Here is a 26656-nt window from a genome sequence, read left to right as displayed (position 1 = left end):
TTAGCGGTTGGAATCCAGCACGCCATTGTTGCGTGACTCGTCGATAGCGGCCTCGTGCTCTTCGAAGGTCGTGCTAAAGACAGTATTTCCTTCCTTGTCCACCGTGACAAAGTACAGCCAGGTGCCGTCAGCCGGATTTTCCATGGCACGAATCGCCTCGATGGAGGGCGAAGCAATGGGGGTTTCCGGCAGCCCCTCCTTGGCGTAGGTGTTCCACGCGGTCTTTCGCGCGCGGTCCTCATCCGTGGTTGCGATTTCCTGATCTGGCAGGTCGTAGTTGACTGTCGAGTCGAACTGCAGCTGCATCGGTTCGTCGAGACGGTTGAGAATAACGCGAGCGACCTTATCGAAGTCGCCATCTGGCGCCTCCATCTGGATCAAAGAAGCTGCGGTAATCAGCTCGTATGGAGTAAGACCAACCATTTCCGCTGAAGCCATGAGACCCGTGTCCTCATAATTCTTCACCGATTCCTTGACCAATTTTGCAAGCATCTGTTCGGGCGTCTGCTGCGGGTCAAGGTGATGAATACCCGGCGTAATGAGTCCCTCAAGACGACGAGGGTCGTTGCCACGCGCAGCTACCGCGTCCCGTGCCCATTCTGGAACACCCAGCGCGGCCAAATCGGCCTCGCCAGCAGCACGTTCGAGATCGGCCTTGGATACGCAGTCATTGTCTTCAACACAAGTGGCCTCAGAAATAAGCGAGAAAATTCCCTTACGTACATCCGATGAGGACACAATGCGGGTATCGGCGAAACGGGCGCCAGTCGGAATGTCAACGGTACCGACCTGATTTTCGACATCCAGAAGAACCTCGACGGTCTCGTCGGCCTTCATCCGCTGATGGAGTCGGTAGAAACCAGGCTGCAATTCACTTGAATGAAAGTTCTCATTCGCGGCCTGGATGAACGCACGGGAAGACTTGACGACGCCGCTTTCCACCAACTGGTTGGACAAATCAGTAAGTGACGTGCCTTCACTGACCTCAACAATCGTCAATGGACCCTCAGCTTTGCCATCGTAATCGTCAACAATGCCGCCACGGTTCCAGACGAGGCCAATCACTCCGAGGACCAACACGCATAACAGGACAGAAGTCACATTGATTGCCACTGCCGTTTGGCGGTGACGAACTCGAGACTTTGTCCCACCGCTGCGAGCACCAGCGCGGTCCCGGTCGGCACCGCCGCTATCAGTGCGGCGCGCAGTCTGCGCGTCTTTACTCATCAATAATCTCCTCGAATGCAGCTCACTCTCCCATCGGTATCAGCAAGGAGTCTTCCCGTTCGGGTACGACACGCGACTGATAACGACTGGTGCGACATAGCTTTACGACGAAGTCGTAGCACTAGGTTGCATTGTAGGTGTGAATCGCCACTTCAACTTTTCAAATCCTATGCACGCGACAAACGTGCTTAGGTATTACACACTTAATAATTGCGCAAAGGTGGGTGAATTGTCACCTTTCGGTAACTTTTGTGTGCCCCCTTAGTCGGTATTTCCGTCCAAAGCTTTTGCCCGTCTGTCCAACCAGGACTGCAGAATTTCTACTGCCGCAACCTGGTCAATAATCTTCCGCCCGGACTTAACATCAATACCTGCTGCGTGCAGCCGTGATTGGGCCATTACCGTCGTCATCCGCTCGTCGGCGTAATGCACTACGACTCGGTCACCGAGTCGGCGCTGCAGCCGGAATCCAACGTCAGTAGCTTTCCGCGCAGAAGTCCCGAACGAGCCGTCGAGCATGAGGGGCATGCCGAGAACAATCTCGACGACCTCAAGTTCAGTGGCAAGTTCCACGAGCCGGTCAATATCCGGCCCGTCAGGATCTTTTCGCCCCGTTGCTCGAGTGACTGTTTCAACCGGGGTCGCCAGGATACAGTCGGGGTCAGAGACCGCGACGCCAACGCGGACATCGCCGACGTCGATTCCGAGCCGTCGACCCCGACCGGGATCATCCTGACCGGGGGTATCAATACGGGGCTTAGCCATTGTTTACTGCTCTTCCGATAGCACAGCCGTTAATTGGCTACTTGGACAGTTCGGCCTCAACCGCGGCCAATGCTGCGTCGATTCCGGAAGCATCAGAGCCGGAGCCCTGTGCCATTGCCGGTTTACCGCCGCCCTTGCCGCCGACCTCAGCGCCCATCAGCTTCACCAAATCGCCGGCCTTAATACCGCGATTGACGGCTTCATCCGAAACCGAGGCCACAAACGGAACCTTGCCGCCAGCGTTGGAAATCAACGCAATGACGCTTGGGCGATCCGCAAGGCGCTTCGCCAAGTCATTAGCCAGCGAACGGATGTCCTTCATCTCCGTACCGTCGGGAAGCTTAAGGCCGAGGTAGGTGACATCGCCGATGGTGCGAGCGGACTCCAGGTGAGACGCGGCATTGGCCAGCAGCTGTCCGGCCTTGAAATCAGCGAGCTGCTTCTCTGCAGCCTTGAGCTTTTCAGCCAGTGCTGCAATGCGGTCTGGCAGCTCAGCAGAAGGAGCCTTGAATTCAGTGGCCAGTCGTTCAGCCAGGAGACGCTCGGTGGACAGGTAGCGGAAGGAATCCATACCCGAGTAAGCCTCAATACGGCGCACGCCCGATCCGACCGAGGACTCGCCCAGCACAGCTACCGGACCAATCTGCGAAGAATGCGAAACGTGGGTACCGCCACACAGCTCAATTGAGAACGGGTCACCGACCTCGACAACGCGGACGATGTCGCCGTAGTTCTCGTTGAACAATGCCATGGCACCAGCTGCCTTGGCCTCTTCCAAAGGCATCTCGGCAGTATTGACAGCCCAGTCGTTGTCGACAGCCTCATTGGTGATCTGCTCAATCTCACGGAGCTGTTCCGGTGTGAGCTGCTCACCGTACTTGAAGTCGAAACGGAGGTAGCCCGGCTTATTCATGGAACCAGCCTGAGTTGCAGTATCCCCCAGTACCTGACGCAGAGCACCGTGAATCAAGTGAGTTGCAGTGTGCGCCTGACGAGCACCGTGACGCCACTGCTCGTCGACCAAAGCTTCAGCGGAGACACCCGGAGTGAATTCACCAGCGGTGACGATGCCCTTGTGCAGCCACAGCTTCTTGCCCACCTTTTGAACATCGTTGATGTGGACCACAGCGCCGGAATCAGTCACGATACGACCACGGTCAGCCAGCTGACCGCCGGCCTCGGCGTAGAGCGGAGTGCGATCGAGGATAACCTCAATCTCATCGCCCTCTGCGGCAAACGCCTGCTTCTGGCCATTGGCAATGATGCCGAGAATCGTGGATTCGTCGGCAAGCCGATCGTAACCAGTGAAGGACGTCGGGTGTTCATCGATGAACTCGCGGTAGACATGCAGGTCGGTGTGAGACTGCTTCTTTGCCTGGCTGTCGGCCTTTGCGCGCGCACGCTGCTCAGCCATCTCGCGATCGAATTCCTCGCGGTCGATGGTCAGGCCGGCCTCTTCGGCCATCTCGATGGTCAGGTCGATTGGGAAGCCGTGGGTGTCATGCAGGGTGAAGGCGTCGTGACCGGATAGAACGGTTTTACCCTCTGCCTTGGCCTTGGTGGCAGCACGTTCGAACAGCTCCTCACCGGCGGACAGAGTCTTGGTGAAGGTCTTTTCCTCGGCGACGGCGACGCGGCGAATACGGTTCCAGTTCTCCGCGATCTCTGGGTACGACGGGGTCATGGTCTCGGCCGCAATACCAATCAGCTTCTCCAGCACTGGACCGTTAGCGCCGAGCAGACGCGCAGAGCGGATGATGCGGCGCAGCAGGCGACGCAGGATATAGCCACGATCGGAGTTCGAGGGGGTGACACCGTCGAGCATCAGCATCAAGCCGGTGCGGCTGTGGTCGGCGATGACGCGGAAACGGATGTTGTCCTGGTGGTTGGAGCTGTACTTCGAACCGGTGAGCCGCTCAGCTTCGTCGATAACCGGACGCAGCAGATCGGTTTCATAGACGTTGTCGACACCCTGCAGCAGAAAAGCAACGCGCTCGATGCCCATACCGGTATCGATGTTCTTCTTCGGCAGCGGGCCAAGAATCTCGAAAGAGTCCTTGCCTGTTCCTTCGCCACGCTCGTTTTCCATGAAGACGAGGTTCCAAATCTCGATGTAGCGATCCTCGTCCGCCTCTGGGCCACCGTCAGCACCGTACTCCGGGCCGCGGTCGTAGAAAATCTCTGAACACGGGCCACACGGGCCAGGCACACCCATGGACCAGTAGTTGTCCGCCATGCCTCGGCGCTGAATGCGCTCTTCCGGCACACCAACCTTCTCGTGCCAGATGTCATGAGCCTCATCGTCATCGAGGAAAACCGTCACCCACAGCTTCTCAGCCGGGATGCCAAAGCCGCCGTCCTCAACAGCACCAGTCAGAAGGCTCCATGCATGAGTGATGGCACCTTCCTTGAAGTAATTTCCGAAGGAGAAGTTACCCGCCATCTGGAAGAAGGTGTTGTGGCGGGTGGTGATACCCACCTCTTCAATGTCCAGTGTGCGCACGCACTTCTGAATTGAGGTCGCGGTGGAGAAGTCCGGAGTCTCATTGCCGAGGAAGTAGGGCTTGAACGGCACCATGCCGGCATTAACGAACAGCAGGTTCGGGTCATCCAAAACCAGGGAGGCACTGGGGACCTCGGTGTGTCCCGCCTTTACGAAATGCTGGATGAAGCGATTTCGAATTTCATGAGTCTGCACGGTGTTCTACTTCCTCGTTTCACGTCGAGCGTCCGAGATGTTTAATACAAAACTAGCAGTCTACCCGCTCGGTTCGAGCAACTTTAAAACCACCCCACCGGCACCCCGTAGATCCCGACCGATCTCGCCTACTTCGATTTCCGGCGGCTCCCCCGGATAATTCGGCGAATGCGTCCGAGGTACTCAGCCATGCCGTTTTCACGACCGTGATTGGATGGAACGAAATAATCAGTGCCCACCAACTGATCTGGTGGATACTGTTGGGCGACGACACCCATGGGGTCATTGTGCGGGTAGATATAGTCCACCGCGTGACCAAGGTCCTTAGCCCCGCTGTAATGTCCGTCCCGCAAATGTGGTGGCACCGGTCCGGTCTTCCCGGAACGAACATCCTTCAATGCCCCGTCGATTGCGCTTATGACCGAATTCGACTTCGGTGCTGTTGCCAAGTGAATCGTGGCCTGCGCCAGCGTCAGCCGGGCTTCCGGCATCCCTATCAAGGCAACTGCCTGCGCCGCGGCGACGGCGGTTTGCAGAGCTGTCGGGTCGGCCATACCGATGTCTTCGCTGGCCAGAATAACGATTCGGCGGGCAATAAACCGAGGGTCTTCCCCACCCTCAATCATCCGCGCCAGGTAATGCAGGGCAGCATCGACATCAGATCCGCGAACGGACTTAATAAACGCGCTGGTGACGTCGTAATGCTGGTCGCCGTCGCGGTCATAGCGAACCACGGCTCTGTTGATCGAATTGGCAAGCGACTCAGCGGTAATCTGCTCACCATCGGCGACGGCTTCTGCGGCTGCCTCGAGGTACGTGAGGGAACGACGAGCATCACCAGCTGCCAGCGCAATGAGCTGTTTACGTGCATCGTCTGTCATACTGACGCGACCATTCAGGCCGCGCTCATCGGTAAGTGCTCGATCAATGAGCGTGCCGACGGCTTCGTCGTCCAGTGACTGCAACTGCAACAGCAGTGACCGACTGAGCAGCGGGGACACCACTGAGAAGGATGGGTTTTCCGTCGTTGCCGCGACGAGAAGGACAATCCGGTTTTCCACGGCACCCAACAGGGCATCCTGCTGGGTCTTGGAAAAACGGTGCACCTCGTCGATGAAGAGCACCGTTTGAATGCCCTGGTTAACGAGCGTGCGACGAGCAGTGTCGATAACCGCACGCACTTCCTTTACCCCGGCATTAAGCGCGGAAAGCGCTTCAAAGTGTCGTCCAGTCGCCGCGGAAATCAAACTGGCGAGAGTGGTCTTGCCAGTTCCGGGAGGGCCAAACAAAATAACGGAGGTGTCGCCGCCACCTTCGACCAGACGGCGCAACGGTGCTCCGGGGGCTAACAGGTGGTCTTGACCAACGACTTCATCGAGGTTTCGCGGTCGCATCCGAACCGCCAACGGCGCGTGTGCACCTGGGTGAAAATAGGCGCTCGCATCGGAGTTCAGGCCAGTGCTTGCTGGCCCCGCACTCCGACCTTGGCTCTTGGCCGCTGTAGGTCCGGCGACCGAAGGCTCGTCGAAAAGCCCTGGAGCGTCATCGGCGGAGCCGTTTGCACCGCCTGACGGCAGCTTATTCGGATCCGCCACGTGTGCCCTAGCCTTCCTCTTGCTCTAAGAAATCGATGACTGCATGCGCGAACTGTTCCAGCTCGTCGGCACGATCGTCCTCACACTTATGGGCGAACTGTGCAATCGCGCGAGCCGTGTTAGCCATGTCGCGCCGCTCCAGTGCTGAGCCGCCAACTTCCGGCTTCAGGTCCGTGCGTCCTTCATGCCCCACCCACAGCGCTTGTTTTGGAGAACCGAAGAAGGAAACCGTTGCGGAGATGAAAAACCAACCGAGCAACGCCGCAGCGATGAACGCCATCAAACGGCGGTCGCTCGTGCCGCGATACCAATGGTCACGAATCTCTTCCATCCAGGCACGGACAAACACGTCGACCTCTGCCTCCGATGGACGCTCCACGAAAACGTGCAGCGGGAAGCCTGCGACGACGCTGGCCACGTCGAAGATGACATCGCGGTAACCAGCCCACTCATAGTCGAGGAACTGGACCTTATCCGCCAGCAGAATGTTGTCCGGGGCGAGGTCAAACGGAGTAAACGCCCTATGCGTGCCCTTCTCAATTCGACGAGCAGCATCCTCACCGAAAGAGCGCACAGCGTCGGGAACAGGAATGCCGGACCCCTCGACAGCTCGCATACCAAAGCGAATCCCCGACACAATGCCGTGGTCACGCGCCTCGAGAGCCTCGCGATCGACCTTGTTCTTCACCCACATACGACGACGCAGGGTCTCAAATCCCTCTTCACGAGTATGCGTGTGAATATGCATCCGACCCAGCGAAGCGCCGAGGCTGCGGAATGCGCGCAATCGTCGCTCTTCATCGCCACGAAAGAGTACGTCCGCAAGAGTGTCCACGACACCGACGTCGCTGAGAACCAATAGCTGCTTTGAAACATCGTAAGCAAGAAGCTGAGGCCCCGGGCGGACGTCGTCAGGCAGTGTATTGATGAACTGGTACGCCACGACTTCCCGTAAAACGGCGGGATCGACGCCTTCAGTCGTCGTAGGAATTTGCTTTACGACGACCGTGCGTTCCTGCATAAAGGGATTTGTGGCGACCCGTACGCGGACAACAAGAGCGTTTGACTGACCTGTAAGTACTTCTGGATCCGACAACACTGGAGTGCCGCCGAATCGTGCGGAAAGCAGTGTCTCTGCATCTTTAACTACGCTGTCAACTTCTGCTGCAGCGTCGTCCGAGTACTCCATTGAATGCCCTTTCAATGAGCCAGTTTCAGTCAGGCGATACGGATGTTGCGTTGTGGCCAGTACCGCCTTGGTTAGGAGGAATTGGCGCCACTCGCGCTGTTCACGCTGGAGTGGCAGATCACATTCCTCGCAATGTGATTTCTTTGTTTACTTGCTGTCGCCTGCGTCGGCTGCTGCCTTAACGCCGTCTGCCTTCTGCTTTGGCTTCGGCTTGAAGTCGATACCGGTCTCCTTGCGCTGCTGAGCGGTAATCGGAGTCGGGGCGTCAGTCAACGGATCAACGCCGCCACCGGACTTCGGGAAGGCGATAACTTCGCGAATGGAGTCAACGCCGGCCAGCAGGGAAACGATACGATCCCAACCGAATGCGATACCACCGTGCGGCGGAGCGCCGTACTGGAAGGCATCCAGCAGGAAGCCGAACTGCTCCTGTGCCTCTTCCTCGCCGATGCCCATAACATCGAAGACGCGCTTCTGGACATCTGGGCGGTGAATACGAATGGAGCCGCCACCAATTTCGTTACCGTTGCAGACGATGTCGTAGGCGTAAGCCAGTGCGTTGCCAGGATCCTTGTCGAAGGTATCCATGTGCTCTGGCTTCGGCGAGGTGAAGGCGTGGTGCACAGCAGTCCACTGCGAGTGGCCCAGGGCAACGTCACCGGAAGCGGTAGCGTCGGCAGCCGGCTCGAACAACGGTGCGTCGACGACCCAGGTGAATGCCCAGTCGCCTTCCTTGATAAGGCCGAGCTTCTTGGCAATCTCTCCACGAGCAGCACCCAGCAGTGCACGGGAGCTCTTAGCGTCACCTGCAGCGAAGAAGATGCAGTCACCCGGCTTCGCGCCTACGTGCGCCGCGATGCCTTCACGCTCTGCGTCAGTAATGTTCTTGGCAACCGGGCCGCCCAGAGTGCCGTCCTCCCCAACAAGGATGTAGGCCAAGCCCTTTGCGCCGCGCTGGCGGGCCCAATCCTGCCAAGCGTCGAGCTGACGACGAGGCTGCGATGCGCCACCGTCCATAACAACTGCACCGACGTAATCGTTCTGGAAGACACGGAAAGTGGTGTCCTTGAAGAACTCGGTGCACTCCACCAGCGGAATGTCGAAGCGCAGGTCCGGCTTGTCAGAACCGTACTTCTCCATGGCCTCCTTGAAGGTCATGCGTGGAATCGGGGTCTGAACAGTGACACCGGCCTCGGCGAAGATAGCAACCAGAATCTCTTCTGCCAGCGCAATGACATCGTCCTGCTCGGCGAAGCTCATCTCAACGTCGAGCTGAGTGAACTCCGGCTGGCGGTCAGCGCGGAAGTCCTCATCTCGGTAGCAGCGGGCGATCTGGTAGTAGCGCTCCATGCCAGCGACCATAAGCAGCTGCTTGAACAACTGAGGGGACTGCGGCAGTGCGTAGAAAGTGCCCGGCTTCAAACGAGCCGGCACCACGAAGTCACGAGCACCTTCCGGCGTAGAGCGAGTCAACGTCGGGGTCTCGATTTCGGTGAAGTCGTGGCTGTCCAGCACCTTACGGGCTGCGCGGTTGACAGCCGCACGGAGACGCATAATCTTGGCCGGGCCTTCACGGCGTAGGTCTAGGTAGCGGTACTTCAGGCGGGCTTCCTCGCCGACAGTGCCAGAAGTTCCAACATCCTCGAGCTGGAACGGCAATGCCGCCGACTCGTTGAGGATGGTCAGCTCCGTAACATTGACCTCAATTTCACCCGATGCCAGGTTCGGGTTTTCGGAGCCCTCCGGGCGCTTCTCAACGACACCGGTGACCTGAATGCAGTATTCGCTGCGCAGGTGGTGTGCACGCTCAGCAACTTCGCTGTTGCGGAACACAACCTGGGCGTAACCGGAGCGGTCACGCATGTCGATGAAGATCACGCCACCATGGTCACGGCGGCGTCCTACCCAACCGGTCAGGGTTACTGTGCTGCCGGCGAGGTCAGCGCGGAGGTCTCCGGCAAGATGCGTACGAAGCACTGCGAATTGGTCCTTCCAAAATTGGTGCTATAGGGATTAACGCTGTGGATAGCGGTTTCGTCCGTGTAGTCTACCTTGAAGCCAGAAAGGTGAGAAGAAGACCCCGGCTATTTTGCTTATTACCGGTCATCGCCTTGGGCCTACCTCGGGCTTCATGTACTCACTTAGACAAAGTTCTCCGTAGATCCTGACGTTGATTTACATGCGGATACTATGACGCAGCGCTATTCAATGGCCCGTTTTCCGCACCTTATGCAATAGTCTTACTCCTATGACCTTCCGGAATGACTTCCAAAAGAGCTCGGCTCGTGCCGAGCGACGCTCGGGTGGTGGCCGCGCTATCGCCGTAGGCGGTGGCGGTATCGGCGGCCTTGTCCTCATCGGCCTGTACTTACTTCTCGGCGGCGACCCGGGACAATTGGGACAGCTGACAGGTGCCCAGAACAACCAGTCCTCGCAGACTGCACAGCAGTCCCCTGGCGAGGATCCCTGCAAGACCGGCGAAGATGCCAACAGCCGCATCGATTGCCGGATGGAATTCACCGGTATTTCGGTCGACCGAGTCTGGGAAGAACAACTCCCCGCACAGGCCGGCATCGAGTACACGAACCCAGGCTTAGTCCTCTTTGAAGGCTCCACTCAGTCGGGCTGCGGCGCAGCGTCCTCGTCCACCGGCCCGTTCTACTGCCCCGCCGATCAAACGGCCTACTTCGACACGGAGTTCTTTAGCACCCTGGAGCGCATGGGCGGAGGCAACGGACCGCTCGCACAGGAATACGTCGTGGCCCACGAATTCGCCCACCATATCCAAAGGTTGGAGGGCACACTCGGCCGCAGTAACTACAACGAACCGGGCCCCGATTCCGACGCTGTAAAGATCGAGCTGCAGGCCGACTGCTACGCGGGTATCTGGGCTCATTACGCGGACAAGGGGCCGGACGCAATCCTCGAACCGCTTTCCGACGAGCAAGTTGCCGATGCCCTCAAAACTACGAAGGCCATTGGCGATGACACCATCCAGCAGCATTCCGGCGGTGGTGTTCAACCGGACTCCTGGACCCACGGCTCGGCCGAGCAGCGTACGAAGGCATTCCTCACCGGCTACAAGTCAGGAAAGATGTCTCAGTGCGACACTCTCGAGCGCGGCGTCTACAGCTAGACTCCGCACTTAACAAATGCGCGTTTCCTAGATGCGCGACTGCAACTCCTGAACCAGTGCATCTAGGGCGACTGCGTGCTGCTCGTGGGACTCAAGGTTCTTCAGCTGAACCTCGCCCGCGGCCAATTCAGACTCGCCGAGGACCAACGCAAATCGGGCTCCAGCGCGATCGGCACCCTTCATCGCGCCCTTCAGACCGCGGCCGCCGTAGGACATATCTGCGCGGATACCCGCTTGGCGCAGCTTATTGATCTGCACCGCCATAGCGTGAGCGGCTTCTTCACCGAGCGCAACACCATACACATCGACGCGTCGACCATCGCTGGCATGCTTGCCCTCTGCTTCCAGTGCGAGCAGCGCGCGATCCACACCCAAACCAAAGCCAATTCCAGACAGCTCTTGGCCGCCTAGCTGCGCCATCAGCCCGTCGTAGCGACCACCGCCGCCGATACCCGACTGAGCACCAAGGCCGTCGTGAACAAACTCGAAGCACGTCTTGGTGTAGTAGTCCAGTCCGCGCACCATTCGAGGATTGATGACATAGGGCACCTTCATGTCATCCAACAGTCCAGTCACAGCTTCAAAGTGACCGCGAGCGCTGTCAGAAAGGTGGTCCAGCATCAGCGGCGCGTCGGCAAGCATTTCCTGCATTTCCGGTCGCTTATCGTCGAGGACGCGCAGCGGGTTGATGTTTGCACGGTGGCGCGTTTCCTCATCCAGAGGCAGGTCAAACAAGAACTCCTGCAGCTTAGCGCGATATTCAGGGCGGCAGGTGTTGTCGCCAAGGCTTGTCAGTTCAAGGCGGAAGCCTTCGAGTCCGATACCGCGGAAGCATGCGTCGGCAAGCGCGATGACTTCAGCGTCCAGCGCAGGATCATCGACGCCGATTGCCTCTACGCCCACCTGCTGCAACTGACGGTAACGGCCTGCCTGCGGGCGTTCATAGCGGAAGAATGGCCCCGCGTAGGAAAGCTTGACCGGCAACTGACCGCGATCCAAATTGTGCTCAATGACCGCGCGCATCACGCCCGCGGTACCCTCCGGGCGCAGGGTGACGGAGCGGCCGCCGCGGTCGGCGAACGTGTACATCTCCTTGGTGACGACGTCCGTCGATTCACCTACGCCACGTGCAAAAAGCCCGGTGTCCTCGAAAATTGGCAGCTCAATGTGCTCATAGCCCGCAAGTCGTGCGCGGTGCTGGAATGAGTTTCGCACCGCCTCGAATTCGCGGGAGACCGGCGGGACGTAATCCGGCACGCCCTTGGGCGCGGAGAATGGCTTCAACTTCTTTGGCTTCTGGCTAGAGTTCACCCCGCTAACTCTACCTGCCAACTCTCACGAGGTGTCAGCCAGGCTAGGTGAGGTTTTGCAGGAACGGGTTGGTCGCGCGCTCCTCGCCTATCGACGATGCGGAGCCATGGCCCGGAAGAATCATGAGGTCATCCGCCAGCGGGAGGACCTTATCCTTCAACGACTGCTGCATGTGCTCCGGACTACTGCCCGGCAAATCTACGCGACCGATAGCCCCCTTAAAGAGGACGTCCCCGCTGAAGACAATCTCATCTTCCCCATCGGAAGCGCGCAGCATCACGCATCCCGGAGAGTGACCCGGAGCGTGAATGACTTCGAAATTCAACCCTGCCCACTTTACTTCGTCGCCATCCTCGAAGAAATCGGCTTCCGTATAAGCCTGCATAGAATCGATGTCAAAGAGGTGTCCGAAAGAAGAACCGCCGAGCTTCGGATTGGCCAGCAACACATTGTCGCTTTCGTGAATGAAGACGGGGATATCCCAGAAGTCGGAGGCCTCCGCGACATCGCGGACATGGTCGATATGACCATGGGTCAGCAGAATTGCTTCCGGCTTCCAATCTCGCTTCTCGACCTCGCCGCGTACTACCTCGAACGCCCCCATGCCCGGGTCAACAATGACGCATGGGGTGGACAGGCCGTCCATTTCCGGAGCGCCTGTTGCCACGTAGCAGTTGGTCTGAAAAGGGCCGGCTGCAAAACCAAATATCTCCATGGCGCTCCATTGTAACGATTGTGTACAGCCCCCGGCAGGCTATTTGCGCCTTCCAACAACGGGAAGAGAGCACCTTTCCCCTTGCTCGTTGGCCTGTCATCTCGCAAATGGGAAGCAATCCCGGGCATAATGGTCGATTGTGTACGCGACGGTGACCGACTGAGCTGTTACTTCAAATGCGGTCACTATCAATGGGCAAAATCGTCCGCTGGTGTTCCGTCACCAGCAATAGATGACTAACAGATACGGAGAAAGACTAGTGGCCAATAATGAGCAAAGGCGCAAAGATGCGATGCGGACGCTCGAGCGCGAACTTAAGCGCCGTGCACGTGCCGAGAAGCTGAAGCCACTGGGCGTTGTCGTAACCACCTTGGCTATCCTGCTCTTTATCGGTGGCGGCATCTACTTGCTGACCACGGCTGGCGGCGCTGACGACAATGAGGCCGCTGATGAATCCACGACTCCAGTCGAACCTGCAGCTCTGACAGCTACTCCTGTCAGCGGTGAAAAGGTTCCAATGAAGCGCTCTTCCCCACTTCCGGAAACCGTGACCTGTGACTACCCGGATGATGGCGAGGCATCGAAGGACATAGATAAGCCAGCTACCGACAACGTTCCCGCCACTGGCACTGTAACCATCACCCTGAAGACTAACCAGGGCGACATTCCGATGGAGCTGGACCGCGCTATTTCACCTTGCGGCGTCAATGCAATTGAGCACATGGCCAAGTCCGACTACTTCAATGACACTGTGTGCCACCGTATTACCGGTGGTGGCCTGAACGTTCTGCAGTGTGGCGACCCGACTGGTACCGGTACCGGCGGCCCGGGCTTCAAGTTCGCTGGCGAATGGCCGGTCAAGGATTCTGGTCTGGATCAGAATACCCCGTTGGTGTACCCGAAGGGCTCTATCGCCATGGCAAACCCGAGCGACCCAGATGCCAACGGCAGCCAGTTCTTCCTCAACTGGGCAGATTCTCAGCTGCCTCCGCAGTACACCGTGCTTGGCTCCATGACTGACGAGGGCACCAAGACGGTTGCGGACATTGCGAAGAACGGTATCGAGGGCGACGGTACCTCTGACGGTAAGCCAGCTAAGGAAGTCCGTATTGAGAAGGCGGAAGTCAAGTAGCTGACTCAACTGACTGATTCAGAAATTAATCAAAAACAGGGCCAAGGTGTTTCACCTTGGCCCTGTTTTAATACCTACGCGGCCTCATCCTTTTTCACATATCGATGGGCTGCTAAACCGCCTACTGACCAGAAGTAATGCGGTAGACATCGAAGACTCCCTCGACACCGCGCAGAATGTTGAAGATATAGCCCATCTGCTTAGTGTCCGAAACCTCGAAGCTAAAACGCATTACGGCAACGCGGTCATCGGAGGTATGGGAGGACGTCGACAGGATTGAGACCTTCTGATCGGAGAAGACGCGAGTAATCTCCGAGAGCAGTCCATGACGGTCAAGTGCTTCGATTTGCACCGTAACCATGAAGACCGCACCGGAGGAATCTGTTGCCCAGGAGACCTCGATAATGCGCTCCGGCTCCTGGTGCAGCTTCTCCGCATTAGTGCAGTCCGTACGGTGCACACTGACCCCACCGCCGCGGGTGACGAAGCCAAAGATGGCATCGCCCGGCACAGGCGTACAGCATTTGGCAAGCTTAGCGGCCATATCCGCGCTGCCTTCTACCAACACACCCGTGCTGTCAGCGCGGCGCGGAGTGTTGTGCACGTTCATCTTTGAAATTGGCGTGCGGGAGACCAACTGCTCTTCGGCATCGTCCGCGCTCGAGAACTGCGCCATCAGCCGGTGAGTCACATGCTGCGCTGAGACCTGCCCCTTACCGATAGCGGTATAGAGCGCATCGACATCCGCATAGTGCAGCTCGGAGGCAATCTGCTTGATGGACGCCGGAGTGAACAGGCGGTGCATCGGCAGACCGCCGCGCTGTACCTCTGCAGCCAGCGCGTCACGGCCGGCATCGAGTGCCTCCTCGCGGCGCTCTTTGGCAAACCACTGACGGATCTTTGCCCGCGCACGTGGAGTTTTAACAAACTTCTCCCAGTCCTTAGACGGACCGGAATCGGCATCCTTGGACGTGAAAATCTCGACGCGGTCGCCAGTTTTTAGCGGTGATTCCAACGCCACTAGCTTGCCGTTGACTTTGGCACCAATACATCGGTGACCTACTTCAGTATGGACCGCGTAGGCAAAGTCGACCGGCGTGGAGTCCGCAGGCAATGTGATGACATCGCCCTTAGGTGTGAACGCAAAAATTTCAGTGACTGAGAGGTCATAGCGCAGGGAGTCCAGGAACTCGTTAGGATCTGCGGCCTCCCGCTGCCAATCCAGCAGCTGACGCATCCACGCCATCTGATCGACTTCGGCGGAATCTCCCTTGTGAGAGCCCTTGGTTTCCTTGTAGCGCCAGTGTGCGGCAATGCCGTACTCAGCGTTGTAGTGCATCTCATGGGTGCGAATCTGCACTTCTAGCGGGGAGCCACCTGGACCGATGACCGTTGTGTGCAACGACTGGTAAACCCCGAAACGCGGCGCGGAAATATAGTCCTTGAATCGCCCCGGCATAGGTTTGAACAGCGAGTGGACGGCACCCATCGCGGCATAGCAATCCTTGGTCGTGTCCACCAGAACTCGAAGTCCGACCAGGTCAAAAATCTCGTCGAACTCATGGCCGCGGACAATCATTTTCTGATAAATCGACCAGTAGTGCTTCGGCCTGCCCTGTACCTCAGCAGCAATGTGCGACTCCTTCAGATCCTTCTGAATCATCTCGGAGACTTCCTGGATGTACCGGTCCCGCTGCGGCGCTCGATCTGCGACCAAACGCACAATCTCGTCGTACTTCTTCGGGTACAAAATGGCGAAGGAGAGATCTTCCAACTCCCACTTCACGCTGGCCATTCCCAAACGATGCGCCAGCGGTGCAATCACCTCGAGGGTCTCACGGGCCTTCTTAGCCTGCTTTTCCGGCGGCAGGAAGCGCATTGTGCGCATGTTATGCAGCCGGTCAGCCACCTTGATAACCAGCACGCGCGGGTCCTGGCTCATGGCGATAATCATCTTTCGCACGGTCTCTGCCTCGGCGGCGGAGCCCAACGCGACCTTATCCAATTTGGTCACGCCGTCGACCAGTCGTGCGACTTCTGGGCCGAAGTCCCGCTCCAGGTCCTCCAGCGTGTAATCGGTATCTTCGACCGTGTCATGTAGCAGCGCTGCCACCAGCGTGGTGGTATCCATGCCGATCTCGGCGGCAATAGTGGCGACTGCAAGCGGGTGAGTGATGTATGGCTCGCCGGATTTCCGGTACACGCCGTCGTGAAGGCGCTCGGCGGTATCGTAGGCACGCTGAAGCACAGCCAAATCTGCGCGCGGATGCACCTGTCGATGCACCGCGACAAGGGGATCTAGCACCGGGCGGGTTTTCGTTCTGTTGCCGGTAAGGCTTCGCGCTAGGCGGGCACCATAACGGCGTGCGGGCCCTTCAGCCATGACTCATTCACCCCTTATTAACCACGTACAAAGGCAGATCAGCAAGCTTCTCCCGAGCTCCCAGCCCTTCAACCTCCAGCACGGTGCACAGCCCGGTTACCTCGACTCCAGCTGTCTCCAGCAGGGCGCGAGCTGCACACAGGGTGCCACCAGTTGCCAACACATCGTCGACAAGTACGGCCTTCTTGCCCTTCAGCTCAAAACCACTAGCCGGAATCTCAAGCGCGGCCGTACCATATTCCAGTTCATAGGTCTCGGTCAGCACAGGCGGTGGCAGCTTACCCTTCTTACGAATAGCGAGCACTCCCAGTCCGAGCTTGTACGCCACCGCAGAACCCAGCAGGAATCCACGCGCATCTAGGCTGCCTATAACATCAGCCCCGAACTCTTCCACCTTGGCGGAAATCTCGTCCACAATCAGGGCGAACGTCGTGGCGTCGGCAAGCGCCGGCGTCAGGTCCTCGAAGAGTACGCCCTCAACTGGAAAATCGGGCACGAACCGAATCTGATCGGCTAATGCCTCACGCGCGTGTGCATACGACACAGGTTTAAGCTCCTTTTCGGCGAAAAGAAAAAGTGCGGGTACCTGTCAACGATACCCGCACAATGCGCTTTTAAAGTAGTTTCACCCGAACCACTGGGAGGCGCTACCTCCTACTGCCCCGGACGCCAGGACAGCGGCTTGTCTTCATCGCCCTCAAGCTTCGGAGTCGTCACCGTTCGTTTCGACGTCGACTGCTCCATCTCGCTTGCCGACGGCTCCTTCGAGCCCGAGTCCTCCGCAACATCAGTGGTGGCGGAATCGGTGCCCGATCCTGCCCCCTCAGAGGCCTTTGCGCGAGCAGACAGTACCGCCTCTTCATGCTTGCGGTATTCACGCTGCCGCGACTTGAGAGACACCAACAGCGACGAAGCCAGGAAGATCGAAGAGAACGTACCTTGAATAATGCCGATGAGCTGAACGAGTGCAAGGTCCTTCAGCGTTCCGACCCCCAGCATGCCCACGGCGATGACCATCAGTGCCAGGATTGGCAGGAGCGTCGACACCGTGGTGTTGATAGAACGCATGATGGTTTGGTTGACCGCCAGGTTCACCAACTCGGCGTAACTTCTACGGGTCGATGAACGATAGCCTGCCGTGTTCTCGTCGACCTTGTCGAAAACCACGACGGTGTCGTACAGGGAGAACGACAGCACTGTCAGCAAGCCGATAATGGTTGCCGGGGTGACGTCAAGACCAATGAGCGCGTAGATTCCCATAATCACGATTGCATCCACAACCAGGGCGAGAATTGCGGCAATGGCCATGTCGCGCTCGAAGTGAATGGTGATGTAGATGAACACCAGACCCAGGAACACCACTGCAGCCAGCAGCATTCGGTTGGTAATCGAAGAGCCCCACGACTCCGACACGGTCGAGTCACCAATGGCATCCGGGGTCTGCTGCCCCTGCACATCGACGGGCTTGAATGCATCATTCAACGCGATACGAGCACTATTAATCTGGTCCTGAGTCAGCTTCTCAGAGGTGATCTCCAGGATTCGGCCCTCACCAGAACCGATAATTTGCACCAGCTCCGGCTTCACGCCGGTCGCCTCGGTGAAAACCTCCTCGGCCTGCTCAGTTGTCACTGAGGCCGGCGGCATAGTCATCTTGGTACCGCCCTCGAAGTCGATACCGAAGCTGAACCCGCGAATCAGCATCGCTGCGAAAGCAACAACGATGATGGCGACGGCAATCTGGTACCAGCGCTTCCGCTTGCCGACGATGTTGATTCCACCCTCGCCGGTGTAGAGGCGGCGGAAGAAGGAGTCGTCATTCACGCTTTCTGGCTCAGTGATTAGCGCCGGATTCGTCTGAGTAGTATTCATGGATTCCTACTTCCCCTCATTCGCGCTGGAGTGAGCTGCACCGGTGTCGGCAGCCGTACTGGCGGAGGCATCGGAGGCTCCGGCCTTCTTACCGGCAGCTACAGTCTTATTCCTCTGTGCAATCTCCATGACCGAGCCGAAGCCGTTCATCGACGGCTTGGACAAAGCTGGCCACTTACGAGTAGCCAGGATGACCAACGGCGCAGTCACGAGGAAAGCCGTCACAATGTCGAATGCTGTGGAGAGACCAAGTGTGAACGCGAAACCGCGGACATCGCCAACGGCCAGGATGTAAAGAACCACAGCCGCAATGATGGACACAAAGTTACCCGATAGGATGGTGCGCCGTGCTCGTCGCCAAGCGTGCGGAACCGCGGAGCGGAAAGTTCTACCCGCGCGGATTTCGTCCTTAATGCGTTCGAAGAAGACGATGAAGGAGTCAGCCGTTACGCCGATAGAGATGATGATGCCGGCGATGCCAGCGAGATCGAGCGAGTAGCCAATCCAACGACCAAGAAGGACAAGGACGCCGTAGACCATCGCTCCAGCTGCTGCCAGCGAAACCAGCGAAATCACGCCCAGGCCGCGGTAGAGAGCAATCGCGTAGACGACAATCAGGGCGATACCGATAATGCCGGCAAGCAGACCGGCTTCCAAGGAAGCCGAACCAAGCATGGCCGGGATAGTCGTGGTGGTGCCGCCCGGCTCGCCGTCCTCACCTGCGAACGACAGCGGCAGTGCACCATAACGCAGGTTATTGGCCAGCCCCTGTGCCTCGTCGATTGAGAAGTCGCCCGTGATGCGGGTGGCAGAACCAACTGGGGTTGCCTCCTGAATCACCGGGGCGGAAATGACCTTCGAGTCCAACACGATAGCGACCTGCCGCTGCAGGTAGTCATTGGTCAACTTGGTCCATGTGCGAGCGCCGGTGTCATTCTTCCCGGACTTGAAGCTAAAGGAGACCTGAATCTGACCAGACTGCTGATCGTAACCACCGTTAATCGGCGCATTGGTATCAATAGCGTCGCCGGACAGACGCTGGCCCTTGGCCTCGTCCTCCTGCCCAATCAACAGCGGAGCCTTGCCCAGGAAGATGGCTTTACCGCCTTCGGGCGCACAGGTCACCAGCGGCTTGGCCGGGTCATCGGCCCCCTGTAGCGGATCAACTGCATCGCGGTTATCGCAGGTCATCAGCGCAGCGGCTGCAAACTGTGTCGTTGGGTCTTCGGACTGGCGAGTCGCCAACAGCACGTCACGAACCTTCGTACGCAGCTCGGCCGCTTCAATTGAGTTCGCCGGCTTTGCCGGAGCTGTTGCGTCCAACTTCGGGGCCTCGCCCAGCGACTTGGACAGCTCCTCGGGAACCGGCTGATCTGGGTTCTGTTCCTTGAAGGCATCAATTGCACGCTTCTGCGTTTCGTTCATGTCCTTGTAGAGGTCATCAACACGCTTGGTGGCGTCCTCCTTCGACAGGACACCGACTGACACCCAATCTTCAGCAGTCTTCTTAACTACCTCGCCAAAGGCAGCTTCATCAGGGCCCTGGGTGGGCTGTTCTACCGGACGGAAGAAGAGCTGCGAAGTCTGGCCGAGCGTACGCGCCTCCTGTGAGTCTTCACCCGGCACGGTAATGACCAGCGTGTCACCGTCGGTGACAACTTGAGCGCCGCTGACGCCCATGCCGTTTACGCGGTTCTCCAGAATCTTGCGAGCCTGGTCCAGCTGATCGCGCGTCGGCTTTTCGCCCTGCGGCACCAAGGTTACTCGGGTACCACCCTGCAAGTCGATGCCCAACTTTGGCTTGGCTGATCCGCCGCCGGTGAAAAAGACGAGTGCGTACGTAAGGATGAGGAAGCCAACAAACAGTGCCAACAGCCACTGCGGCCAGTTCCTCTTGAATGTATTCGCACCGGATCTGGATTTGCTGTTCAAAGCAAAGTCTCCTGAATCGTGACGTTTAGGTACTTAAGCGCTTCGGGTAGAAACGCAGGTCTATAACCGCACCGCGAAATCGCGCGATACCAGGAAGAGGCATTGCGGGCGTCGCTAAGCAAAGCTATAAACACCAACCGCTAGAGAATAACCGATTTAGCGTAGTGCGCCGGTTTTGACTTGTACCTATTTAGTGAAAATCTTGCCCACGCTTGCCGACGGCGAAACCTGGGACGCGCCCGCTAGCCTCACGGCGCACGCTACAGCTTGGATGCATGCAAACCGACGGGGCGTGGGCGTGCAAAAAACTGCTACTGCTTTTCGGTGGAAGTGGAACCGTCTGTACCCGGGTTATCCGGGGTACTCGGAGTATTCGGGTTCTCGACCTGCTCATTGACGTCCGAAGCTGCATTGTCAGCCGGGCCGTGGCCGGTGATTTCTTGGACGTCGCCGACGTGGTCATCTGGCGCATCGGAAACACGGCCACGTCGGTCACGGTGAGCGTAGCTAGCTCCGGTACCGGTGGTGAGGTTGCGGGCAATGGCGCCCTTTTCCCAACGGGTCACGATGCCGTCAGCGATAATCAGGTCGACGGTTGTTTCGGTCGTATCAACGACCACACCATGCATACCGGAACCGGTGATGACCTCTGCGCCCGGGGCCAACTTATCCTGCATGTCCCGAATGGTGCGCACCTGCTTGTTCTGCTTGATGATCTGCCAAATTGGCAGCGCCAGGAACAAGAAAATAAGTAGGAGGAGAATAGTTTGATCCATGTCTGCCGAGTTTAACGAATTGCCAGCTAGCAATTCCACACTGCCCCGGCCGGGTCGATGAGAAAGCTATTCTCCGATAGTTCCCTCCGGCGGCTGCAACCCCAAGTGCCGCCATGCTCGGGCAGTTGCCACGCGTCCGCGCGATGTACGCGCAATCATCCCGGCACGGACCAGGTAGGGCTCGCACACTTCTTCCACAGTCGAGGGCTCCTCACCGACTGCCAACGCCAGGGAATTCACGCCCACCGGGCCGCCACCGTGCCCCTTGACCAGGGCAGTCAGCACTGCGCGGTCCAAGCGGTCCAGCCCAAGCTCATCGACATCGAAGACAATCAACGCCGCCTTGGCCGCACCAAGATCAATAACGCCACCGGAGTGAACATCTGCGAAATCGCGAACGCGACGCAGTAGGCGGTTGGCAATTCGCGGGGTACCTCGCGAACGCGAGGCAATCTCCACTGCAGCCTCTGGGCTGATATCCACCCCGAGGATCCCAGCGGCACGGGTAACCACCTTTGTCAGATCCTCGACCTCGTAGAACTCCATCTGCGCAGTAAAACCGAAACGGTCACGCAGTGGGCCAGTCAGCATACCCGAGCGCGTCGTTGCGCCTACCAGCGTAAAAGGTGGAATCTCGAGTGGAATTGACGTAGCTCCAGGCCCCTTGCCCACGATGACATCAATACGGAAATCTTCCATTGCCATGTAGAGCATTTCCTCCACGGGCCTGGCAATGCGGTGGATCTCGTCAATGAAGAGTACATCGCCCTCGAGCAGGTTCGATAGCATTGCTGCCAAATCGCCAGCGCGAATAAGCGCCGGACCGGACGTCATTCGCAGGGACGACCCCATCTCCTGCGCAATAATCATGGCCATGGTGGTCTTACCCAGGCCGGGAGGTCCCGACAGCAGAATGTGGTCCGGAGTCACATTTCGTCCCCGTGCCCCGGAGAGCACCAAATCCAGCTGCTCGCGGACCTTGGGTTGGCCGATAAACTCCCCTAACGACTTTGGTCGCAGGTTCGATTCCGCATCGACTTCCTCGACCTGAGCGCGGGCATCGACATCACGTTGTGCACCATTTCCCCCACCGCCAAAATGGTCGTTGGCTGCTCCATCTAAAGAGTCCCTGAAGGGATTGCCCGACACGTTAAACTCCGTGCGCTCGATATCGCTCATAGTCCCCTCATCCTAGTGCACTGCCATTTTTCATCATCAATGTAGCTGCAGGTCCTCGACCTGGATTTACTTTTCGCCCAATGTCTTTAGCGCCGCCTTCAGCGCCATTGATGTATCCAAGGTCGGATCAATCCGAACAACAGTCTCCGCTGCCTCATTCGCATCAGCTTCCGGGAACCCAAGCCCGACCAAAGCACCAACGACCTGATCCAGATCTGCCTTCAAAACAATGCCAGGCGCTGCTCCGCTTGCAGCTTCCTCCGGCTGGGATACCGCCCTATCCGCGAAAACCTCGACCTTATCCTTCAACTCAACCAACAGGCGCTCCGCCAATCGCTTGCCGACGCCGTTAGCCGCCTGGAGGGCCTTGGCATTCTTTGAGGCAACCGCATTGGCAATCTCGGCCGGCGACAGTACCGATAGAACAGACATCGCTACTTTTGGCCCCACTGTTGAGACAGTGCGCAAGAGCGCAAACATCTCACGTTCCTGCGAGTTGGCAAAACCAAAAAGCGTAATCGCATCTTCACGAACCGCCATTGTGGTCAACATGAAAGTCTGCTCATGCCTCACCAACTGAGAAGCTAACCTGCCCGTAATGGTGACCAAATGCCCGACACCACCGCACTCGATAACGCAATAGTCCGCACCGAGATCGATAACCTCACCGCGTAGAGATGCAATCACTTCTCACAATTCCTTTCACTACGGCTTCCCGAAAGACACCGAGATAAACGCCGAACTCACAAGTGTGCTCTAGCAGGCTCCCCTACCGCGAGGGATTCTCACGGCGAGAAAGCTCCAACTCCCGCTCCTCGTGTTGCTTAGCAAGCGCAGCCAAGGTATCGCGCTGGCGTTGCAGAACCGGACCACGCCAACAGTGGCAGATAGCGATGGCCAACGCATCCGCTGCGTCCGCAGGTTTTGGCGGAGTTTCCAACCCGAGGATTCTCGTCACCATCATGGTCATCTGCTTCTTATCAGCCCGACCGTTGCCGGTAAGCGCCTTCTTTACCTCCGACGGCGTGTACATATGCACTTCCAAACCGCGTCTCGCCGCAGCGAGGACAAGGACACCAACCGCGTGCGCAGTCTGCATTACGGTGGACACATTGCCGCGCTCGAATACCCGTTCCATCGCAACCACGTCCGGCTCGTACTCATCCATCCACTGCTCCACGGCATTGGAAAGCCGTAGAAGACGATCCTCCAACGATGCCGTGGTTGGTGTGCGGGCGACCCCCACCGCAATGGGAATGACTTTCCTGCCCTGAGCACCTTCCGCAATGGAGAGACCACAACGAGTAAGGCCAGGGTCGATACCCATCACCCGCAGAGATCCAGCTCGATAATTCACCTCTCCACTAATACCACATTTCGAACAGCTGTTTGTATCGTAGCTACACGGGGTACCAACCGTTGATTCTGATAGGTTTAACACCATGAATTCACCGAAGAAGCTCTACGGCGTTCTCGCTGCAGCTGAAATGGTCACGTGGGCTCTGCTGCTCTTGGGGCTGGCACTGAAGTACCTGTTCAAAGTCACTGACATCGCCACCACCATCTTCGGCGGCATCCACGGTTTTACGTTCCTGTGCTACGTAGTCACCACCATCATGGTGTGGATCAACCAGCAGTGGAGCTTTGGCCGCGGTGTCATCGGCCTCGCCTCTTCTATCATTCCATTCGCAACCTATCCGTTTGAACGAAACACCCTGAAGGCAGGCCTCTTGGATCGGCCCTGGCGCTTTACCGACGAATCCGAGGAGCCACAGGACATTTTCGAGTGGGCACTCGCGATGATTATTCGCCGCCCGTTTATCTCGGCATTCGTCATCCTCATTGTTCTCGTCGTGGTCTTCACACTGTTGCTGATGGCCGGACCTCCGACTCAGTGGTTCTCCTAAAACGGTTCAACTAAAGCTTTCAGAAACCAAAATCGGTTTAATAGACAAAAATATGTCCGCCTGGCGTGTCGACCGGCGCGTCGGCGGGCGGGCACCCTTCGCTACTTACCCCAATGCGAGTTACTGACTGCGTTTATGACAAAAATGACCTGAAAAATCGTCTGAAAGTGACATAAACCTGCACAGTTTCACATTTGCAGCCGTATTCACACGCGCAGCCCGTAATTTTTTGAGGTTGCCAGTGTGTCGGGTTGTCAGTTTTTCTCCTTAACCCCAGGGTGTGGAGCTACCCGCAGGCGGGCTCTGACCAGTCGCTATCCTGAGGATCAGACACACTCTTTGACTCTGTCTGTCTCTCTCCCCCCAAAAAAATCCCCATCGGACGACTCTCCGATGGGGATCTTCCATTCACACCAGCTCGCCGCGCAATTCAGCGCTGCAGACTACCCTGCACGAGCATCCTTTAACGCCGGGAAGCCGGTCAGCGGAACCGTCGCCAAGCAAACGCCTAGTCTTCGAGTTCGGCGATAACCTCGTCGCTGATGTCGGCGTTCGAGTAGACGTTCTGCACGTCGTCGGACTCTTCGAGAGCGTCAATCAGACGGAAGAGCTTGCGTGCACCGTCAGCATCGAGAGCCACCGTGGTAGAAGCGCGGTAGTCCTGATCTGCGGAGTCGTACTCCATTTCGGCATCGACAAGAGCGGTGCGGACATTCATCAGATCGGTAAAGGCGGAGACAACCTCGAACTTTTCGCCCAGGTCGTTGACCTCCTCTGCACCAGCATCGAGAACCGCCATAAGCAGGTCATCCTCGGTCAGCTCGCCCTTCGGCAGCTCGACGACACCCTTCTTTTCGAAGAGGTACGCCACGGCGCCGTTGTCTGCCATGTTGCCGTTGTTCTTGTTGAACGCCGAGCGCACATCGGAAGCAGCACGGTTACGGTTATCGGTCAGGCACTCCACAATCAAAGCGACACCGCCAGGTGCGTAACCTTCGTAGACAATGGTCTCCCAGTCAGCACCGCCGGACTCCTCGCCGGAACCACGCTTGCGGGCACGCTCAATGTTGTCGTTGGGAACCGAGGCCTTCTTGGCCTTCTTAATCATGTCATCGAGGGTGGGGTTACCAGCAGGATCACCGCCGCCGGTACGAGCCGCGACCTCGATGTTCTTGATCATCTTTGCCCACTCTTTGGCGCGCTTGGCGTCATTAGCAGCCTTCTTGTGCTTTGTGGTTGCCCATTTTGAATGACCCGCCATGTGCTAGTTCCTACCATTCCTCTCGTCAATACCCATGTAGATGGGAATTCGTCAGGTGTTCATTATACAAACCGGGGATTTAAATGCCGACAAGCTCTCGCAAAAAGAACTCGTGGAGCCGCGTCTCCCCCGTCGACTCCGGGTGAAAGCTGGTGGCCATCGCAGCCCCCTGCCGTACTCCGACCACTGTACCTGCGGTCTCTCCAGCCGATTCTGGCACCCGCGCTAGCACCTCAACATCATCACCGACACGCTCGACCCACGGTGCGCGAATAAAGGCGGCGTGTACAGGCGGCTGGTCACCACTGATCGCCAGCTGCGGAATATCCAAGTCAGTTTCGAAGGAATCCACTTGCCGGCCAAATGCGTTACGACGGTCGGTGATGTCAATCGCCCCCAGGCTAACGGCATCCGGACGGGTATCGAGCACTTCGTCGGCAAGCAAAATCATGCCGGCGCAGGTGCCATATGCCGGAAGGCCATCGCGGAGGGCTTCCCGCAGCGGGTCTTCAAGCTCATTGAAGACCATCAGCTTGCTCATGGTTGTGGACTCGCCGCCGGGCAAAATTAGGCCGCTAAGCCCTTCCAGATCACGGGGCAAGCGCACCTTTCGGTGCGGGACGCCGAGCTGGTCAAGCACATATCCGTGTTCGGCAACGTTGCCCTGAAGAGCGAGGATACCGATTGTTTCCTGTGTCATTAATCTAGGTTCTCACTGCGAGCATCGAAGTTCGTCGCCACTGGCACGGGCTCGACACCCGGGGCCAGGCTTCGGGTCAGCCCTTCCTGCGTGACGACGGCCACGAGCTCGCCCTTTTGGTTAAAGATGCGACCGTGAGTCAATGCGCGACCCGCGTGCGCCGATGGCGAAATCTGGTCGTAGAGCAGCCATTCATCCGCACGGAACGGACGCATAAACCACATCGCGTGGTCGAGGCTGGCTTCCTGGACCTCAACGCCTGGATGCGGAACGAGTGCCGATGACAGCAAAGTCATATCCGACATATACGCCAGCGTGCAGACATGGAAGGTCTCGTTATCCGGCAGGCGATCCTTGCACCGGAACCACACCAGCTGCTGGGACGGGGTGTACTTGTTGTGTTCGAACTGATCATTCGGCACTACCCGGATATCCCAGTCCGCCCACTCGCGCATTAGTAGACGACGTGTGTTCGTCATCTCAGAGGTGTCGGTGACCACGTCTTCAGGATCTGGCACCTTGCGCATCACGTCAGAGTGCTCGAGTCCCTCATCCCCCTTACGGTGGAAGCTGACCTGCATGACGAAAATCGTACGGCCATCTTGCACAGCTTCGACGGATCGGTGGCAAAAAGACCGGCCGTCGCGAATACGCTTGACCATGTACACCGTCGGGATATGGGGGCGGCCCGGGCCTACAAAGTAGGCGTGGAGGGAGTTCACCGCGAAGGTATTACCCACCGTGCGCGTCGCCGCGACGAGGGACTGGCCGGCAACTTGGCCACCGAAAGTGCGCTGCAGGATTGACTTAATGACTGGGCCACGGAAAATGTCCCGGTCAATCTGCTCCAGATCTAATACCTCGCGGATGTTAGCCAT

22 protein-coding genes are annotated in these 26656 nt (G+C 57.9%); 3 read left to right on the top strand and 19 right to left on the bottom strand.

Annotation, left to right across the window (positions count from 1 at the left end):
- The 6 genes from mltG to aspS form a co-directional block, all read right to left on the bottom strand.
- Window positions 1-1227: an endolytic transglycosylase MltG gene (gene mltG / locus EGX79_05780; GenBank protein ID AYX81728.1), complete on the bottom strand. Its 1227-nt coding sequence runs from the start codon at window positions 1225-1227 to the stop codon at window positions 1-3.
- Between the two features lie 261 nt (window positions 1228-1488).
- A complete protein-coding gene (gene ruvX / locus EGX79_05775) occupies window positions 1489-1992 on the bottom strand; it encodes a Holliday junction resolvase RuvX (GenBank protein AYX81727.1) in 504 nt (167 codons plus the stop codon).
- Window positions 1993-2029: 37 nt separating this feature from the next.
- Window positions 2030-4690, bottom strand: coding sequence for an alanine--tRNA ligase (locus EGX79_05770; GenBank protein AYX81726.1), 2661 nt, complete (start codon window positions 4688-4690; stop codon window positions 2030-2032).
- A gap of 128 nt (window positions 4691-4818) precedes the next feature.
- The gene (locus EGX79_05765) at window positions 4819-6285 is read right to left on the bottom strand and encodes a replication-associated recombination protein A (GenBank protein ID AYX81725.1); all 1467 of its coding nucleotides are present in this window, start codon (window positions 6283-6285) and stop codon (window positions 4819-4821) included.
- A 7-nt stretch (window positions 6286-6292) separates the two neighbouring features.
- Window positions 6293-7474 (bottom strand): hypothetical protein, encoded by a 1182-nt coding sequence (locus tag EGX79_05760; GenBank protein AYX81724.1) that lies wholly within the window; start codon window positions 7472-7474, stop codon window positions 6293-6295.
- A 147-nt stretch (window positions 7475-7621) separates the two neighbouring features.
- Window positions 7622-9451 carry an aspartate--tRNA ligase gene (gene aspS, locus EGX79_05755; protein AYX81723.1) on the bottom strand — a complete coding sequence of 610 codons (1830 nt, stop codon included), beginning with the start codon at window positions 9449-9451 and terminating at the stop codon, window positions 7622-7624.
- Between the two features lie 271 nt (window positions 9452-9722).
- Between aspS and EGX79_05750 the strand changes: the two genes are divergently transcribed.
- Entirely contained in the window at window positions 9723-10610 is an 888-nt protein-coding gene (locus tag EGX79_05750; protein AYX81722.1) for a metalloprotease, read from the top strand.
- Between the two features lie 27 nt (window positions 10611-10637).
- On the opposite strand, the gene EGX79_05745 is transcribed toward EGX79_05750, so the two are convergent.
- Both EGX79_05745 and EGX79_05740 read right to left on the bottom strand, forming a co-directional pair.
- Complete coding sequence (locus tag EGX79_05745; GenBank protein AYX81721.1) at window positions 10638-11921, bottom strand: histidine--tRNA ligase; 1284 nt, start codon at window positions 11919-11921, stop codon at window positions 10638-10640.
- A 43-nt stretch (window positions 11922-11964) separates the two neighbouring features.
- Window positions 11965-12636 (bottom strand): MBL fold metallo-hydrolase, encoded by a 672-nt coding sequence (locus EGX79_05740; GenBank protein AYX81720.1) that lies wholly within the window; start codon window positions 12634-12636, stop codon window positions 11965-11967.
- 292 nt (window positions 12637-12928) lie between these two features.
- On the opposite strand from EGX79_05740, the gene EGX79_05735 reads away from it, so the two are divergent.
- Window positions 12929-13768 carry a peptidylprolyl isomerase gene (locus tag EGX79_05735; protein AYX82744.1) on the top strand — a complete coding sequence of 280 codons (840 nt, stop codon included), beginning with the start codon at window positions 12929-12931 and terminating at the stop codon, window positions 13766-13768.
- Between the two features lie 121 nt (window positions 13769-13889).
- Here the strand turns inward: EGX79_05735 and EGX79_05730 are convergent, their stop codons facing one another.
- From EGX79_05730 to ruvC, 8 genes are all read right to left on the bottom strand, one after another.
- On the bottom strand, window positions 13890-16151 hold the full coding sequence (locus tag EGX79_05730) for a bifunctional (p)ppGpp synthetase/guanosine-3',5'-bis(diphosphate) 3'-pyrophosphohydrolase (GenBank protein AYX81719.1): 2262 nt from the start codon (window positions 16149-16151) through the stop codon (window positions 13890-13892).
- Between the two features lie 7 nt (window positions 16152-16158).
- The gene (locus tag EGX79_05725; GenBank protein ID AYX81718.1) at window positions 16159-16695 is read right to left on the bottom strand and encodes an adenine phosphoribosyltransferase; all 537 of its coding nucleotides are present in this window, start codon (window positions 16693-16695) and stop codon (window positions 16159-16161) included.
- Window positions 16696-16805: 110 nt separating this feature from the next.
- Window positions 16806-18023, bottom strand: a complete 1218-nt coding sequence (gene secF, locus EGX79_05720; protein ID AYX81717.1) for a protein translocase subunit SecF — start codon at window positions 18021-18023, stop codon at window positions 16806-16808.
- Window positions 18024-18029: 6 nt separating this feature from the next.
- Window positions 18030-19955, bottom strand: coding sequence for a protein translocase subunit SecD (gene secD, locus EGX79_05715; GenBank protein ID AYX81716.1), 1926 nt, complete (start codon window positions 19953-19955; stop codon window positions 18030-18032).
- 311 nt (window positions 19956-20266) lie between these two features.
- A complete protein-coding gene (yajC, locus tag EGX79_05710; protein ID AYX81715.1) occupies window positions 20267-20731 on the bottom strand; it encodes a preprotein translocase subunit YajC in 465 nt (154 codons plus the stop codon).
- Between the two features lie 66 nt (window positions 20732-20797).
- Window positions 20798-21910 carry a Holliday junction branch migration DNA helicase RuvB gene (gene ruvB / locus EGX79_05705; protein ID AYX81714.1) on the bottom strand — a complete coding sequence of 371 codons (1113 nt, stop codon included), beginning with the start codon at window positions 21908-21910 and terminating at the stop codon, window positions 20798-20800.
- 66 nt (window positions 21911-21976) lie between these two features.
- Window positions 21977-22597 carry a Holliday junction branch migration protein RuvA gene (gene ruvA, locus EGX79_05700; GenBank protein ID AYX81713.1) on the bottom strand — a complete coding sequence of 207 codons (621 nt, stop codon included), beginning with the start codon at window positions 22595-22597 and terminating at the stop codon, window positions 21977-21979.
- An 82-nt stretch (window positions 22598-22679) separates the two neighbouring features.
- Window positions 22680-23237, bottom strand: a complete 558-nt coding sequence (gene ruvC / locus EGX79_05695) for a crossover junction endodeoxyribonuclease RuvC (GenBank protein AYX81712.1) — start codon at window positions 23235-23237, stop codon at window positions 22680-22682.
- A gap of 115 nt (window positions 23238-23352) precedes the next feature.
- Here ruvC and EGX79_05690 point away from each other — a divergent pair, with 115 nt between their 5' ends.
- Complete coding sequence (locus EGX79_05690) at window positions 23353-23817, top strand: DUF3817 domain-containing protein (GenBank protein ID AYX81711.1); 465 nt, start codon at window positions 23353-23355, stop codon at window positions 23815-23817.
- 508 nt (window positions 23818-24325) lie between these two features.
- Here the strand turns inward: EGX79_05690 and EGX79_05685 are convergent.
- The 3 genes from EGX79_05685 to EGX79_05675 all read right to left on the bottom strand — a co-directional run bounded on the left by EGX79_05685 (window position 24326) and on the right by EGX79_05675 (window position 26656).
- Window positions 24326-25078, bottom strand: coding sequence for a YebC/PmpR family DNA-binding transcriptional regulator (locus tag EGX79_05685; protein AYX81710.1), 753 nt, complete (start codon window positions 25076-25078; stop codon window positions 24326-24328).
- 79 nt (window positions 25079-25157) lie between these two features.
- The gene (gene pdxT, locus EGX79_05680) at window positions 25158-25778 is read right to left on the bottom strand and encodes a pyridoxal 5'-phosphate synthase glutaminase subunit PdxT (GenBank protein AYX81709.1); all 621 of its coding nucleotides are present in this window, start codon (window positions 25776-25778) and stop codon (window positions 25158-25160) included.
- Window positions 25778-26656 (bottom strand): acyl-CoA thioesterase II, encoded by an 879-nt coding sequence (locus EGX79_05675; GenBank protein AYX81708.1) that lies wholly within the window; start codon window positions 26654-26656, stop codon window positions 25778-25780. The genes pdxT and EGX79_05675 overlap by 1 nt, the downstream gene beginning before the upstream one ends.

Source organism: Corynebacterium jeikeium (assembly GCA_003955985.1).
In the GTDB taxonomy this organism is placed as follows: domain Bacteria; phylum Actinomycetota; class Actinomycetes; order Mycobacteriales; family Mycobacteriaceae; genus Corynebacterium; species Corynebacterium jeikeium_D.
Note: the sequence above shows the minus strand (reverse complement) of the source record. Positions and strands in the feature narration are given on the sequence as shown.

Bases quoted from the DNA above. Each gene is read 5' to 3' on its own strand.
- EGX79_05690 (AYX81711.1), top strand. From the start codon at position 23,353: ATGAATTCACCGAAGAAGCTCTACGGCGTTCTCGCTGCAGCTGAAATG.
- EGX79_05735 (AYX82744.1), top strand. From the start codon at position 12,929: ATGCGGACGCTCGAGCGCGAACTTAAGCGCCGTGCACGTGCCGAGAAG.
- mltG (AYX81728.1), bottom strand. From the start codon at position 1,227: ATGAGTAAAGACGCGCAGACTGCGCGCCGCACTGATAGCGGCGGTGCC.
- EGX79_05685 (AYX81710.1), bottom strand. From the start codon at position 25,078: ATGGCGGGTCATTCAAAATGGGCAACCACAAAGCACAAGAAGGCTGCT.
- secF (AYX81717.1), bottom strand. From the start codon at position 18,023: ATGAATACTACTCAGACGAATCCGGCGCTAATCACTGAGCCAGAAAGC.
- EGX79_05730 (AYX81719.1), bottom strand. From the start codon at position 16,151: ATGGCTGAAGGGCCCGCACGCCGTTATGGTGCCCGCCTAGCGCGAAGC.
- ruvB (AYX81714.1), bottom strand. From the start codon at position 21,910: ATGAGCGATATCGAGCGCACGGAGTTTAACGTGTCGGGCAATCCCTTC.
- ruvC (AYX81712.1), bottom strand. From the start codon at position 23,237: ATGGGTATCGACCCTGGCCTTACTCGTTGTGGTCTCTCCATTGCGGAA.
- ruvX (AYX81727.1), bottom strand. From the start codon at position 1,992: ATGGCTAAGCCCCGTATTGATACCCCCGGTCAGGATGATCCCGGTCGG.
- EGX79_05750 (AYX81722.1), top strand. From the start codon at position 9,723: ATGACCTTCCGGAATGACTTCCAAAAGAGCTCGGCTCGTGCCGAGCGA.
- EGX79_05760 (AYX81724.1), bottom strand. From the start codon at position 7,474: ATGGAGTACTCGGACGACGCTGCAGCAGAAGTTGACAGCGTAGTTAAA.
- EGX79_05675 (AYX81708.1), bottom strand. From the start codon at position 26,656: ATGGCTAACATCCGCGAGGTATTAGATCTGGAGCAGATTGACCGGGAC.
- pdxT (AYX81709.1), bottom strand. From the start codon at position 25,778: ATGACACAGGAAACAATCGGTATCCTCGCTCTTCAGGGCAACGTTGCC.
- yajC (AYX81715.1), bottom strand. From the start codon at position 20,731: ATGGATCAAACTATTCTCCTCCTACTTATTTTCTTGTTCCTGGCGCTG.
- EGX79_05740 (AYX81720.1), bottom strand. From the start codon at position 12,636: ATGGAGATATTTGGTTTTGCAGCCGGCCCTTTTCAGACCAACTGCTAC.